At 40.7% G+C, this 14,135-nt stretch carries 11 protein-coding genes; 3 read left to right on the top strand and 8 right to left on the bottom strand.

All coding sequences use genetic code 11. The features are described from left to right. The first annotated feature begins 461 nt into the window (after positions 1-461). Positions 462-1,310 (top strand): UDP-2,3-diacylglucosamine diphosphatase, encoded by an 849-nt coding sequence (locus ATH1_RS0117855; protein ID WP_010419712.1) that lies wholly within the window; start codon positions 462-464, stop codon positions 1,308-1,310. Between the two features lie 211 nt (positions 1,311-1,521). Here ATH1_RS0117855 and ATH1_RS0117860 read toward each other — a convergent pair whose 3' ends face one another. The 4 genes from ATH1_RS0117860 to ATH1_RS0117875 all read right to left on the bottom strand — a co-directional run bounded on the left by ATH1_RS0117860 (position 1,522) and on the right by ATH1_RS0117875 (position 4,890). Next, on the bottom strand, positions 1,522-1,878 hold the full coding sequence (locus ATH1_RS0117860; RefSeq protein ID WP_010419709.1) for a hypothetical protein: 357 nt from the start codon (positions 1,876-1,878) through the stop codon (positions 1,522-1,524). Between the two features lie 10 nt (positions 1,879-1,888). Beyond that, positions 1,889-2,539: a sulfite exporter TauE/SafE family protein gene (locus tag ATH1_RS0117865; RefSeq protein ID WP_010419707.1), complete on the bottom strand. Its 651-nt coding sequence runs from the start codon at positions 2,537-2,539 to the stop codon at positions 1,889-1,891. After that, on the bottom strand, positions 2,539-3,060 hold the full coding sequence (locus tag ATH1_RS0117870; RefSeq protein WP_010419704.1) for an NUDIX hydrolase: 522 nt from the start codon (positions 3,058-3,060) through the stop codon (positions 2,539-2,541). Before ATH1_RS0117870 ends, ATH1_RS0117865 begins: the two co-directional genes overlap by 1 nt. Before the next feature lie 240 nt (positions 3,061-3,300). Continuing rightward, positions 3,301-4,890 (bottom strand): YfcC family protein, encoded by a 1,590-nt coding sequence (locus tag ATH1_RS0117875; RefSeq protein ID WP_010419701.1) that lies wholly within the window; start codon positions 4,888-4,890, stop codon positions 3,301-3,303. A 78-nt stretch (positions 4,891-4,968) separates the two neighbouring features. Here ATH1_RS0117875 and ATH1_RS0117880 point away from each other — a divergent pair, with 78 nt between their 5' ends. Further along, positions 4,969-5,352 carry a co-chaperone GroES gene (locus tag ATH1_RS0117880; protein WP_029164013.1) on the top strand — a complete coding sequence of 128 codons (384 nt, stop codon included), beginning with the start codon at positions 4,969-4,971 and terminating at the stop codon, positions 5,350-5,352. 70 nt (positions 5,353-5,422) lie between these two features. Here the strand turns inward: ATH1_RS0117880 and ATH1_RS0117885 are convergent, their stop codons facing one another. The 3 genes from ATH1_RS0117885 to ATH1_RS0117900 all read right to left on the bottom strand — a co-directional run bounded on the left by ATH1_RS0117885 (position 5,423) and on the right by ATH1_RS0117900 (position 10,272). Further along, entirely contained in the window at positions 5,423-7,219 is a 1,797-nt protein-coding gene (locus ATH1_RS0117885) for a chloride channel protein (protein ID WP_044115052.1), read from the bottom strand. A 901-nt stretch (positions 7,220-8,120) separates the two neighbouring features. After that, the gene (locus ATH1_RS0117895; protein ID WP_010419694.1) at positions 8,121-9,266 is read right to left on the bottom strand and encodes a metallophosphoesterase; all 1,146 of its coding nucleotides are present in this window, start codon (positions 9,264-9,266) and stop codon (positions 8,121-8,123) included. Positions 9,267-9,453: 187 nt separating this feature from the next. Further along, complete coding sequence (locus ATH1_RS0117900; RefSeq protein ID WP_010419692.1) at positions 9,454-10,272, bottom strand: SDR family oxidoreductase; 819 nt, start codon at positions 10,270-10,272, stop codon at positions 9,454-9,456. A 1,008-nt stretch (positions 10,273-11,280) separates the two neighbouring features. Here ATH1_RS0117900 and ATH1_RS0117910 point away from each other — a divergent pair. Further along, positions 11,281-11,646, top strand: coding sequence for a hypothetical protein (locus ATH1_RS0117910; protein ID WP_139035300.1), 366 nt, complete (start codon positions 11,281-11,283; stop codon positions 11,644-11,646). A 60-nt stretch (positions 11,647-11,706) separates the two neighbouring features. On the opposite strand, the gene dpp5 is transcribed toward ATH1_RS0117910, so the two are convergent. After that, on the bottom strand, positions 11,707-13,869 hold the full coding sequence (gene dpp5, locus ATH1_RS0117915) for a dipeptidyl-peptidase Dpp5 (protein WP_010419686.1): 2,163 nt from the start codon (positions 13,867-13,869) through the stop codon (positions 11,707-11,709). Between the last annotated feature and the right edge of the window lie 266 nt (positions 13,870-14,135).

The following is a 14,135-nucleotide window of genomic DNA, read 5'->3' on the forward strand; positions in this document are numbered from 1 at the left end:
ATACCCTTTAGCGAAGGCATTAAGCGAACGATCCGATGGTTTGAAGCAGAACCGGGACGCATACAAATTGATCCTGCCAAAGGAGATTTGGTGGATAGGATTCTTGGTGCTTATAAGTCATTGTAGCAGATGAGTTCATTTTCCTTTTCATACTGGTTCTTGGTGTTTTTTTACCTTCCTTTTGAGTGCTCAACTGTTGAGAGAACGAATAACGAATTATTAACTCTTTCCAGTGATTTTTTAGAAATTTTATAATTTTTGATACAACTGCGGGAACTGTTTCCCAAAAAGTGGTGGTGAACTGAAGAAAAAGAAATAAGTCAAACAGGAGAATCTTACAGATTGCTTGTTTAAACTAAAGAATTCATAAACAACACTTATTTAGCGATATAGAAATCGTTAATGCCTAATGGTCTTTTCATGCCTAAAGTTTTATATATTTGTTAGTATAAGTCAGATGTATGAATGCAAAAAGACCACTAAAAGCTGTAGTCGTTTCCGATGTCCACCTCGGAACTTTCAATAGTAAAGCCAATGAACTTTATTCCTATTTAAAAACCATACAGCCCGAAATTTTAGTTCTAAATGGTGATATCATCGATGTGTGGCGGTTCTCCCGGCGCTATTTCCCTACCTCTCACATTAGAGTTATTCGTTATTTTTTTAAGATGGCTGAGAAAGGAACAAAGATCATTTTTATTCCCGGCAATCATGATGAGGTAGGTCGACGCTTTACCGGAATTGATTTTGGACATTTCCAGATAGACAATAAGATAGTCCTGAATATTGAAGGAACGTTGACATGGATATTTCACGGCGATGTTTTTGATGTGGTGATGCATCATTCTAAATGGCTTGCCAAGATGGGCTCGGCCGGATATGGCATCCTGGCCGGAATAAACAAGCTGGTTAATTCCTTTTTGGTCTTTTTTGGCGGAAGTCCGATCTCATTGGCGGGAAAGATAAAAGACAAGGTGAAAGGAGGAAAGAAAGATACTGTTTCCAACTTCGAAAGTATGGTCTCACGACTTGGAATTAGAAAAGGGTATCATTATGTGATTTGCGGTCATATTCACAGGCCGGCAAAGAAGCGTATCAAATCACCGGCAGGTGCGATCACTTATCTTAACTCGGGCGACTGGGTGGATAATATGACTGCACTTGAATTTGAGAACGGCGACTGGCACCTGAAATACTGGGATTCACAAAAAGATGACTCGGTTGAAGAATCGGAAGAGGAAGAAGAAATACTGTCTGAAACGCTGGAAGATATATTTAACAAAGCTTTTAAAGAAATACTGAAAAGTTAATATTTCTCCCTTTTAAAATTCAACATCAAAATTATTCATGAGTTGATAATGAACGTTTTGGTCTTCAAACATTTCTTGAGAGTATCGAAGGCAGTAATTCTGGTAATCCGCACCAGTGGGAGTTAACTTATTGTTAATGAGGATTTAAAAATTTAAAACAACAACGAGTTTGGCGACAAAGATGCTTTTTAGACTGCACTCAAAACTTGAATTAAAAAATACGTTCCAGCACAAACACCCCGTGAACGCCTTGTTGGTCTTCACCGGAACCGACAATCTGTCCCAAGGCATTGAGCAGACCTTTCCTTTCTTCGGGCACATAATCTTCTTTGCCCTCAGATAAAACAATAACTGAAGTTTCGTTGAGATAAACCTTCCTGTTTTCAATTTTTCCTGTTAGTTTGGTTCTGACAAACATGGCAGGGTCGCCAGGAATTATCTCTTTGAATACTAAATGACCCGACAGATTTTTGCCTTTTTGAAACAGTCTGGCTTCACCAACATCTTCGCCCGTGTCAAATTCTTCACGGAAACGCCAGAATCCGGTCAGATCGGTTTTCTGTGGCATAAGAGCTGCTTTAGAGTCCTAAAAATTGTATGGATATTCCAGACGCAAAGATAATGATGCCGGCAAGAAAATGTGAATAGGGTTGTAATTTATGCATGTTTAATTGAGACAGCCCTGAAAAGGCAGCCCATACGGTTATTAGCATCGTTCCAATAGTAACTACGGCAAAAACTGTTGTAACCATTATTAGAGCTTGTACGCTATAATGAGCAGCCGGATACATCAATATTGGGATTAATGGTTCGCAGGGGCCAAGTATGAATATGATAAAAAGCATCCAGGGAGTAGTCCTGGTAGAATTGACTGAATTATCATTTTTTGCTTTTAGGTTTTTATGCTTGAAGTAATGTCTCAGCCCCCATACAGCATAAGCGAGACCGAAAGCAATAAGTCCCCATGCAGCAAGATTTCCTCTTATTTCTTCAATCCACGTTAGTTTCTGAACCTGCATGCCTATGATAATACCGGCAATCCCGATTAATACGCTGCTCAAAACGTGGGCAATACCACACACGGCTGTTAAAATCAAAGTTTTAGAGAGATTCCATTTACGCGCCTGTCCTATCATAATAAACGGCAGGTAATGGTCGGGTCCCAGAATGGTATGTACGAAACCAATGCTTGCTGCGCTCCAGGTGAGTATTGTTAATTCGTTTGTCATTATTTGCCGCCAATGTAGAATTTCAATATTTTCTTAATTGAATTGCTGCTGATTTTATTAAAATCAATTTCCTTTGGATTGAAAAACTGAAAATCGGCTATGTCATCGGCTACTTTTATGCTGTCAAAGTGCTTTACTTTGCAGGCATATCCGTAATCGGTCGTAAAAACCGAGTAACCATTATAGATGTATTCATTTGGATAGCTAATCAGATAATGCATTTCTGATATATCCAGATTCAGTTCTTCTTTTACTTCTCGTTTTAATGCTTCTTCACCGCTTTCCATTGGGTCAACGAAGCCACCCGGCAGGTCAAGTGCGCCAACAGCCGGTTCTACACCTCTCACTGTTAGTAATATTTCTCCGGTATCATTTTCAATAATGGCAGCAACTGCAGCAGCACTGTTAATGAAAAATTTAAAACCGCAACTGCTACAATGAAATGATTTTGGCGAATCGGGCTTGAAAAGCCCTGAACCGCAGCTGGGGCAATATTTGAGAACTTTTTCGGGACGTGCCATAAAGAATTGTCTTTTTGCAATATTAACAAACCTGTAACAAAAACAACAGGATCAGGGAAAGAAATTTTAATCATTCAGTATCGTGAATTTTATAAATAATACCACATTGCAATAGTCTGTTAAGCCATTAACGGCCAATAGCTGACTCTTTCTAATTGTTTGTTTTCGAAAGTCTTTTTGAAGTTTAATACGAATCATCATATACGCCTGTCAAATCTGACATCTAAACATTTATCAACATTAAAAACCATTTAAATTCATTGTTACGGTAGGGATAAGAAGTAAGAATCCAAGAATAATCAATATCGTAATGAGTGGTCCTATCCACTTCGCCCATTTCACGTAGGGAATTCGGGCTACTCCCAGTACACCAATAAGTACTCCGGATGTGGGGGTAATAAGGTTGGTGAAGCCGTCGCCAAACTGAAAGGCCATAACAGTGGCTTGTCGTGACAGACCAATAAGATCACTGAACGGGGCCATGATAGGCATGGTAAGTGCAGCCTTGGCCGAACCACTGGGAATAATGATATTTATTAATGTTTGAATGACGTACATAACATTAACCGAAGCAATATTTCCCAGGTCTTTCATGCCTCCTGCCATTGCATGGAGAATGGTATGTACAATTTTTCCGTTTTCAAGTATTACGATAATGCCGCCCGCAAGACCAACGATCAAAGCGGCCGACATGATGTCTTTTGCGCCTTCCAGAAACAGGTGAGTGATGCGGTCGGCACTATTGTTCATTGCTATCCCCGATAAAATGCCCATAGCGAAAAACAGGGTGGCAATTTCCATGATGTACCAGCCAAATCCCATAACGCCGATGATTAGAAACAATATGGTGAAACCTAAAATGACAAGGACAAAGGCTGGTGACGATTTTCTTAAAGCGCTGAATCCCACAATAGCAAAAAGTCCTGTAAGTGCGGGAAGAAACCAGCCGGTAATGCCTTCGCCTCCTCCTATTTTCAGGGTTGTTGAAGGCCACTGTACCGAAAAGAGTATGAGTGCGGTTAGTATTAAAAAGTATACCACCCACGATGCTTTGTATGTTGGATGATTTATAGCTGTACTGTTTTCACTTATTTCATGCCGCCAATGGTGGTCTTCTTCATAAACCGGCGATCTTGCAGGATCTTTTTTTATACGGGTCCCATACCACAATACGAATGATATACCCACAATATTAATAACAACCCAGCAAAACAAACGGTATTCAAAACCGCTGAAAAGAGGAAGTCCGGCTAATCCCTGGGCTATTCCGATGGTGAACGGATTCAACACGGCGCCGGCAAATCCCAGTCCGGCGGCTACAAACACCATGGCTACGCCCATAATACTGTCATAGCCCATCGAAATAGCCAGCGGAACGAGTATCACCACAAAAGCGATGGTTTCTTCGCTCATGCCAAATACTGCGCCAAAAACCGAAAACATGAGCATAATCATCACGATGATCAAATTGTTAGCGCCAATTACCCTGATGGCTTTGTATTTATCCAGCTTGCGGGTGAAATTAAGGAAAGATAAAATGCCGATGTCAATGGCCTTACTGTCATTCAAAATCCAGAATGCGCCACCAATCATCAGAATAAAAACAATAATACCCGATTGCTTTTCAAAGCCTTCGAAAAGAGCCGAAAAAACCTGCCAGGTTTGTGGCTGGCTCTCAACTCGTTCAAAAACAACCCCCGGTGCAGAACCATCTTCAGGAACTTCTCCTGCCGGGACATACTCACCTCCAGGCACAAACCACGTGGCAATAGCTGCGATAACAATTAAAGAAAAAACAATAACGTAAGTATGGGGAACTTTTTTAAACATTGGCAATGGTCTTTCTGATTAGGCAACTCCAAAAATAGAGTTTTAACTGTGATTATTTTTATATTTGCAGCAAAAAAAATGATTTTTGGAATTGACGAAAAAGACCTGAATAAATTTATCATGGTTGGCGATCGTGTTCTTATTCAGCCCAAAACGCCAGAAAAACGAACCAAGTCGGGGCTTTTCCTTCCACCCAATGTGCAGGAAAAAGAGAAAGTTCATTCGGGGTATGTGATCAAAGTTGGTCCGGGTTATCCTATCCCTGCTATTGCAGAGGAAGATGAACCCTGGAAATCGAAAAATGAAAATGTTCGTTACGTGCCACTTCAACCCAAAGAAGGCGATTTGGCCATTTATCTACAAAATAGTGGTTTCGAAATAGAATTCAATAATCAGCAGTATGTTATTGTATCCCAATCTGCTATTTTAATGCTTATCAGGGATGAGGGATTATTTGAGTAAATTGACCCCCAATCCGGAACTCAAATCCCAAAGTCCTCTTTGGGGATTTAGGGGCCCGGAACTCCCGCCCCTAATACTCTCCCGAAAATCGTTTTACAAAATTCCGATAAGCTGTAAATGCCTGGGCTCGTGATATGAAGCCAAGATATTTGCCCTTGTCGATGACCGCGATATTGAATCGTCCCGATTTCCTGAACATTTCTACCAGGTCTTCCATGCTGTCGTCAGGACTGATATAATATTCAGGCATATACATGATGTCTTTCACCTTTACAGTATCATAAAGTTCGGGTTTGAATAGTATATCTCTTATATCGTCCATCTTTATCATGCCATGAAGCATTCCTTTATCATCGACAACCGGAAACAGGTTACGGTGAGCTTTTGAAACTACTTTGACAAGGTCTCCCAGTGTGGCTTCGGGCGATATTTTTGAGAAATCGGTTTCTATAAGCTTCGTAACATCCATTAAAGTTAATGCCACCTGGTCCTTATCGTGGGTGAGAAGCTCTTTCCGGCGGGCAAGCTGGTGTGTGTAGACCGAGTTTTTGACAAACGATTTGGCGGTGGCAAAAGAGATGGTAGCGGTTATCATGAGCGGGAGAAAAAGTTTGTAACCTCCTGTTACGTCAGCGATGAGGAATAAGCCGGTCAATGGAGCCTGTAAAACACCTGCAATGAGTCCTCCCATACCCACCAGCGCAAAATTCTGTTCCGACAGGCCGTGAAATCCTATCTGGTTAGCTACAAAGGCAAAGAGAAGTCCGGTATTGGCGCCCATAAACAGGGTTGGAGCAAAAATTCCGCCCACACCACCACTACCAAATGTGATGGATGTTGCCACAACTTTGAGTCCTATCACCATCAACATTAAAACAACGGTAACCGGCCAGAAATACTGAAGGTTGGAGAATAACTCCTGGTCATAAATAAAAGAAGCATCCCCGCTCAGGGCTGTGTTGATGATGTCATACCCCTCGCCGTATAATGACGGAAAAAAGAAAAGTAAAACACCTAACATTGCCCCGCCAGCAATCAGCCGGGTGGATGCTTTCTTCATACGTAGAAATATCCGTTCAATGTATAGGTATACTTTTGTAAAATAGACAGCTACAAATCCGGTAATGATTCCCAGAACGATGTAGAACAATAAATCTTCCATTACAAAGGTTTCGGTAATATTTACCGGATAAAGCACCTGTTGTCCCATAAATAGATAGGAGGTAAGCACTGCCGATGCTGAAGCCATAAGTAAAGGAACAATTGCCGAGAGGGTGAGATCAAGCATGATCACTTCAAGGGCAAAAACAATGCCTGCAATAGGTGCTTTAAAAATGGCCGACATGGCTGCTGCTGAGGCACATCCCACTAGCAGAGTGATTTGCCTGAAATTGAGTCGAAATAAGCGGCCAACATTGGAACCTATGGCTGCACCGGTCGCAACAGCGGGGCCTTCAAGTCCTACACTTCCCCCAAAACCTACAGTCAATGCACTTGCGACGATGCTTGAGAACATATTATGTCGACGGATTCGGCCCTTTCTTTTCGAAAGGGCGTAGAGCACATTTGGAATTCCGTGGCGGACAGGTCGTTTGAGTATGTATTTTATGAATATTACCGTTAAAAGTATCCCGATAAAAGGAGAAATAAAGAACACATAGGCAGGTCCTTCGGAATGAATGACATTTTGTACCAATACACTGATATAATGAACGCTGTTTTTGATGGCTACTGCCCCCAGTCCGGAAGCAATGCCGACGATGATGCTCAAAAACATTATGAATTGGCGATTGCTGACATGTCTTATGCGCCATTTTAGAAGAGTTCCTAAGATTTTATCTGGTGCTAATTTTTCTTTTATCTGCATGATTGTTCCTTGTATAACACCATGTATTCGGTTTTCCTGTTTCCGTTTGCTTAATTTGGGGTTTAAGTTAATAAAATCTTCTCCACAAGAAAAGCCATTAGCTCCCGTCAATAAAGTAAGAACATATTTTTCCTGCTTTATAGACAGACACAAATTAGTACCTGTCTATAAAGTAGGAAAAGTTTCCTACTTATCATGCGTCTGTTCAGAAAGTGTCATTTATAAGGCTTGCGAAGTCCGAAAATACGAAGTTTACTCATCGTAAATGAGTAATTTTCGGACGAGCGTAACACAGTAACTGGCACTTTGAGGACAGACACGAATTAATCATCTTTCTCAAATTGTTGTTTAATGATTGAGTGCAGTATAAAAAGCATATTTTTGTCAAAATCCAGGCGTTTTAAATTTTTGTATCGGAGTTAACTTGTTGTTAATGAGGATGCAAAAAATTAAAACAACAACGAGTTGGGCAACAAAGATGCTTTTTAGACTGAGTTCATCAATAAAAATCACATATTTTAGTCTGTTTGCTTTTTTTAGATTCTTCACTTCGTTCAGAATGACAAAGGGCCACCTGTCGTTCTGAGGAGGTAACGACGAAGAATCTGTTACCTGTTTTTGGTTTCTTAGATGATTAGAGGTTAATTATACATGTTCTTTTGAGACAAACCTTGACATGCTCGTTTCATCACTGCAAATATTCTTTCTTTATACGGGCAAACTGTAGTGTTGCACGGGGTTGGGGAAAAAAGCTTAAATGCAAAGACGTATGTTGTGTTTATAATTCACATTACCGGCTACTAACTAAAAACTACTAACTAAAAACTACTGACTAAAAACTACTGACTAAAAACTACTAACTAAATCACTTATATCTAAAAATCTAACGATCTGTTGAGCTTTATTCAGCCGGGTTAAAATTCAGGGTAAAAACCATTACTTCGGGTCTGTTCCCGGTGCGAACCGGCGGGCCCCAGGTGCCAAATCCCGTACTTACATAAAAATGGGTGTTTCCTTTTTGTTTGTAGCCCCTGCTTACTTCGAACATTCGTTCTGTGATGTATCCGAAGGGCCATACCTGTCCATGATGAGTGTGTCCTGATATTTGAAGATCGACACCGGTATTGGCCACCTCTTCGAGTTGATATGGCTGATGGTCTAAAAGAATTACAGGTTTTTGAGTGTTAATTCCTGCCAATAATTCATCTATTGATTTTCGTTTTTTGTCTGATCTGAAATTGGCATAACGATCTTCTCTTCCAATCAAATAAAAAGAATTTTTAATAAGGATACTTGTATCACGCAATACCTTTATTCCATGTTGTTCGAGATATCGGACAGAAGGTTCGACACCTCCAATGTATTCGTGATTGCCGGTGCAAGCATAGACCCCCATGGGTGCTTCCAGTTTACACAATGAATCGCCGAGGTTTTGACGAATTACCGGGCCTACATCTTCATCGAGTACATCCCCCGCCATCAGTATAATATCCGGCTTAAGGCTGTTGATCGTATTTACCAGTTTGCCCGTTTTTCGCGGTCCGATGATGGTTCCCAGGTGAATATCGCTGACAGCCACAATGCGCAGACTGTCCATGTTTCCGCCACTTTTATTGATGGTTAGCGGGATATTGACGATGCGTGGATACCAGGCATTAATATGTCCGGCTGTAACAATAAGAAACGTAATTCCTGCTACGACAATCCCGGTAATGAATTTGAATTTTGTGTAATCCGTTCCCGAAATTTTTTTAATAAAAGGAATGCCAAGATTAACCAATCGGGCCAGATCGATGGCAAAAACCTGGATCGTGGCATAAAGCATCACCGCAAACCAGAAAGCACCTAACCAGTCAAGCGAAACGGTAAGCGCGTTGTACATGCTTTTTCCCAGAGTTCGGCCAAGCATATACGAAAATGTGGCTACCACCATGAAAACAATAAACCATGGTCTGATTTTGGGATGTGCTTCCAGAGCCTGATATCCCCTTACGGTCAGGTATAAATTGACCAGTATCTGAACTGTAAGAACTATTGCAAAAAACATAATAAATTGACGAGTTTTCATGAAAAAAGTTTAACTGATAAAGGGTAAAGTTGTTCAAAAATAAATAATTTGATGTTAGATATTTAGATCAGGAGATGGGAAGAAATCAAAAACTCTTTATTTGGAATAAGTATTATCTTAAATCTAATCATCTTAAATCTAATCATCTAACATCATGCCTTTCTTTTCAAATATTGATCAACCATCTTGTAATAAGTCGAAAAACAGGCAGTGGCGTAATCCGGTAGAAAAAAAGAAGCATGTGTGATTGAAATCCTGCCGGATAGCGAAGTCTGTTTCCTTTTGAGTTGGCTGCTCTGAAAATTGTACTTGCCACAACTTTGGGCTCTGCAGCATATTTAAAGGTTGCATTATAGAAATGGGAGACTTTTTGTGAAATGGCGATGTATCTTTCATCGTCGGGAGGAATAATTTCATCTTTCGAGCGGCCGTTAAATTCGGTACGAATGGGTCCGGGTTCAATCAGGCGAACTTTTATATTGAATGGGCGGGCTTCGTAATAGAGGCTTTCGGTAAAACCTTCTACAGCATATTTGCTTGAGTGATACAACGAGTAAAGAGGAAGCCCCATCCGGCCTGCAATGGATGACAGGTTTATGATTGTGCCCCGTCCGCGTTTTCGCATTAAGGGTAGAACGTTTCTGATGACTCTTAATGTTCCAAAAAAGTTGGTGTCCATCTGCCTGATGATTTGTTCGTCATTTGCCCCTTCGAGAATACCGATGGCGCCGTATCCGGCATTATTGACAATAACGTCTATCCCCTTCATGTCATTCCAGGCTTTGTTTATCGTTTCTTCAACGTTGTGCGGTTGTGTTACATCCAGCCTGTATATAGCAACACCGGGGATATTAACCAGTTTTCCCGCCTTAGATGTATTTCTCATTGTGGCGGCTACTTTCCATCCTCGCCTTGCAAAATAACGAACCGTTTCCATTCCAATCCCCGAAGAAGCACCGGTTATTAGCATTGTGCTGCTTTCCATATAGTTTCTGTGTGATATGTTGTTTGTAAATAATCACCTTCTCCACAAAAATCTCTGTGGATGGTTTTTATTTGGGAGGGAATTTCAGGTTGTGATAAAGATAAGCAAACTATTATGAGCCAGGTCTAAAAAGCATCTTTGTTGCCAAACTCGTTATTATTTTAAATTTTTGAAACGAACATGAATTTGAGAGGGCCAAATTTTCAAAAAGGGATGAACAAAATTGGCCAACGCCGATCTTACGATTCATCGTGAGTTTCATCAGACCAATAATTTAGACAAATTTTGTGCTGATGAATCCTCATCAACTCGTGTACAAAATTTTAAAACGTCTTGATTTTGACAAAAATATGCGTTTTATACCGTACTCTGACTGTTATATTTTTCCTATGTAATGAATTACAGCGGGCCTGATCTATTCATAAATTTTCTATTACAATGTCCAACTATCGGCGAAATACAATGGTACTCAATAAAACCGGCTCGAAAATAATAATTAATAGGACAATATTTGTTTTTCATCAGCATATAATTAATCTAAGTTATTGGTCTGATGGAACTCGCATGATTGAGTTTATTTATACATGTTCTTTTGTGACAATCTTTGTCATGCTCGTTTCATCACTATAAATATTTTTTCTTTATACGGGCAAACTGCAGTGTTGCAGGGGTTGGTAAAAAAAGCTAAAACGCAAAGACGTATATTGTGTTTATAATTCACACTACTGGCTACTGGCTACTGACTAAAAACTACTGACTAAATTTCTGATATCTAAAAATCTGATAATCTATTAAGGCAATCTTTGTCATGCTCGTTTCATTATTCTTTTTCCTGGTTTTATCCGACGTGGCTTTTATTTCTTGATATTTGAACATCTCATTACTAAAACTCATGAATTAATCAGGCCACGATGCTTCAAATATTTACAATTAGAACAATAATCTTAATTTTCTGTTGAATAAAAACTGACGAAACAGAATTTTTGGTTGTTAAAATTTAATGGTCTCGTGTTGAATTACAAATATCTTTTATTTACAGGTCTGGCTTTGGTACTTCTGGGGATAGGACTTCTGTTGACAGGCTTTGAGTGGTATCATTATATTCTTATTCCCGGAATTGGTTTAAAAGTGGCTTATCTGGTTATCGGGTTGTTGAATGGCACACTGGCTGCCGGACGTTACCTTGCTATGTTATTTGGCGGAATAGCGATGGTAGGAGGCGGAGGATATCTGAAGCGTGCTATGCCCGGAATCGACCTGGGTCACTGGCTTATAATGAGTGGATTTCTTCTGAAAGCTGTTTCCATTGTTTTTATGGTTGTTGTAGGTCGGCGTCGCATGCGGGCAGAACGAGAACTAACAACAAAGCCTTAGTTATTTTGCCGTTTGCAAATGAAACGGGCATGACAAGGTTTCGCCGGTTCATCATTTCACTCAGTTTTCTCCTTCCTTCAGCCATTTGTTAAGCCATGCAAAGAATTCGCGTTGCCAAAGAATTCCGTTTTGGGGGGAAAGCACCCAATGGTTTTCTTCGGGGAAAAACAGGAATTTGGAGGGTATGCCTCGCAATTGTGCCGCATTGAAGGCAGCCATCCCTTGTGTGTAAGGGATTCTGAAATCTTTTCCACCGTGAATGACCAATATGGGGGTGTCCCATTTATCAACAAAAAGGTGTGGAGAGAAATCATATCTTTTATCGGGTTTTTCCCAGTAAGGGCCGCCTAAATCCCAGTTAACGAAAAACATTTCTTCCGTGGTTGTATACATCATATCCTGGTTAAATACACCACAATGAGATATAAAGGCGCTGAAGCGATTGTCATGATTTCCTGCGAGCCAATAAACAGAGAAGCCGCCGTAACTTGCACCAACAGCCCCAAGGTTTTCTTCATCAACAAAAGGCTCTTTGGCAAGTGTGTCAATGGCAGTGAGGTAATCCTGCATGTTTTGTCCGCCGTAATCTCCGCTGATCTGCTCTGTCCATTCACGGCCAAAGCCTGGCAGGCCGCGGCGGTTTGGGGCAACTACTATGTAATCGTTGGCCGCCATCATCTGAAAGTTCCACCGATAACTCCAAAACTGGCTGACACTATTTTGTGGCCCTCCCTGGCAATACAACAGTGCCGGATATTTTTTACGGGGATCAAAATTGGGTGGATAGATGACCCATGTGAGCATTTTTTTATTGTCGGTGGTTGTAATCCAGCGTTTTTCCACTTCACCCATAGTGAGTTTATTGAGAATTGGCAGGTTGACTTTTGAAATATTTGCAGCTGTGCCATCTATGGGATTGACAGCAAAAATTTCTGCAGGCATGTTCATGCTCATCCTGGTAGCGATAAGTTGACCACCGGCCGGAATGACTGATGTGTAATTATGCACACCTTCGGTGATTTTGTGAATGTCACCACCCGGCAGATTAATGCGGTAGATGTCTTCTGTGGCATGGTGATTACTGATAAAGAAGAGCGCATCTCCCATCAGGTTCCAGACGGGGTTGTGTATGTCCTGATCCAGATTTGCCGTGTAATCAATGACTTTCCCTGTTTCCAGGTCTTTTATCATCAGCCGGTTTTTGTCGGCTTCATACCCGTCACGTGGCATACTTTCCCATGCCATTCGCAGTCCGTCGGGTGAGAATACAGGGTTTTTGTCGTACCCTGGCATTCCTTCCGTGAGGTTCTTTGTGATTTTTGTATCTATGTTGTAAAGATATATGTCGGAGTTGGTAGAAAGCGCATAATTCTTTCCGGTCATTTTTTTGCAGGTATAGGCTATTCCCCGGCTGTCGGGTGTCCAGGTTATTTGTTCCATTCCTCCAAATGGTTGAAGCGGGGTGTCGTAACGTTCACCTTCCATTATGTCGGTTGCATCCGTAATCAATTTGTCGGGTTTATAAGAGGTAACATAAATGTGACTGTATTTGTAATCGTGCCAGTGATCCCAATGCCTGTACATCAGATCGTCCTCTATGCGAGCATTTATTTTTGGTAAGTCTGAGTACTTTTCGGCAGGTGTTTCATCCAGTTTTATATCCCTGACGATAAGCAGATGTTCCATATTTGGGGCATATTTGTATCCTTTAATACCGTCTGGGATGTCTGTTATCTGAACGACTTCTTTCCCGTCGGGCAGCATTTCAAACAATTGTTTGCTTCCTGGTTTGTTGCTGATAAAAGTAATTTTCTTTCCATCGGGGCGCCAGTTGACATCTGAGATGCTGAAGTTTTCATTTTCCCCGTCGTCCGTTGCTTTCTTTTTTATACCAAACGAAAGGCTGAGTGTCCATGATTTTTTGAAGGACGGAACAATTCGCTTTTTGTCCGTCCCATCTATATTCGACATGAAAAGATCGGTATTGAAGGAGTTTTTTTCGATATCAGGCCAGGTTACGGTGTAGAGAATTTTTTTGTGATCGGGTGATACTTTAATATTACCAATTCTGCCAAATGACCACAATATTTCCGGGGTAAGTACACCATTTTCTACTTTAACTTTTTCGGCATTGAAAGCAGGACGCATATCTGTTTTGTTTTTGTCTGCACAGCCTGATATTATTGCCAGGCCGGCTGCTATGAGGGCAAATTGTTTTTTCATCAGTATAAATTTAGTCTAAGTTATTGGTCTGATGGAACTCGCATGTAAGAGTTTTATACATGTTCTTTTGTGGAAAACTTTGCCATGCTCGTTTCATCCGTATAAAATTAATCTAAGTTATTGACCTAATGGAACTCGCACGCAATAATTTATACTTTTCTAAATTCCCGATCGAAACCGGGATTTATCATTGGTTAAATTATTGAAAAATGTATGGGTCCCGTCTAAAAAGCATCTTTGAGTGCAGTCTAAAAAGCCTTTTGACC

Source organism: Anaerophaga thermohalophila DSM 12881 (assembly GCF_000191885.1).
Taxonomy (GTDB): Bacteria; Bacteroidota; Bacteroidia; order Bacteroidales; family Marinilabiliaceae; genus Anaerophaga; species Anaerophaga thermohalophila.

Bases quoted from the DNA above. Each gene is read 5' to 3' on its own strand.
- ATH1_RS0117895 (WP_010419694.1), bottom strand. From the start codon at position 9,266: ATGTTTTTTGCAATAGTTCTTACAGTTCAGATACTGGTCAATTTATAC.
- ATH1_RS0117900 (WP_010419692.1), bottom strand. From the start codon at position 10,272: ATGGAAAGCAGCACAATGCTAATAACCGGTGCTTCTTCGGGGATTGGA.
- ATH1_RS0117870 (WP_010419704.1), bottom strand. From the start codon at position 3,060: ATGGCACGTCCCGAAAAAGTTCTCAAATATTGCCCCAGCTGCGGTTCA.
- ATH1_RS0117875 (WP_010419701.1), bottom strand. From the start codon at position 4,890: ATGTTTAAAAAAGTTCCCCATACTTACGTTATTGTTTTTTCTTTAATT.
- dpp5 (WP_010419686.1), bottom strand. From the start codon at position 13,869: ATGAAAAAACAATTTGCCCTCATAGCAGCCGGCCTGGCAATAATATCA.
- ATH1_RS0117860 (WP_010419709.1), bottom strand. From the start codon at position 1,878: ATGCCACAGAAAACCGATCTGACCGGATTCTGGCGTTTCCGTGAAGAA.
- ATH1_RS0117885 (WP_044115052.1), bottom strand. From the start codon at position 7,219: ATGCAGATAAAAGAAAAATTAGCACCAGATAAAATCTTAGGAACTCTT.
- ATH1_RS0117880 (WP_029164013.1), top strand. From the start codon at position 4,969: ATGATTTTTGGAATTGACGAAAAAGACCTGAATAAATTTATCATGGTT.
- ATH1_RS0117865 (WP_010419707.1), bottom strand. From the start codon at position 2,539: ATGACAAACGAATTAACAATACTCACCTGGAGCGCAGCAAGCATTGGT.
- ATH1_RS0117855 (WP_010419712.1), top strand. From the start codon at position 462: ATGAATGCAAAAAGACCACTAAAAGCTGTAGTCGTTTCCGATGTCCAC.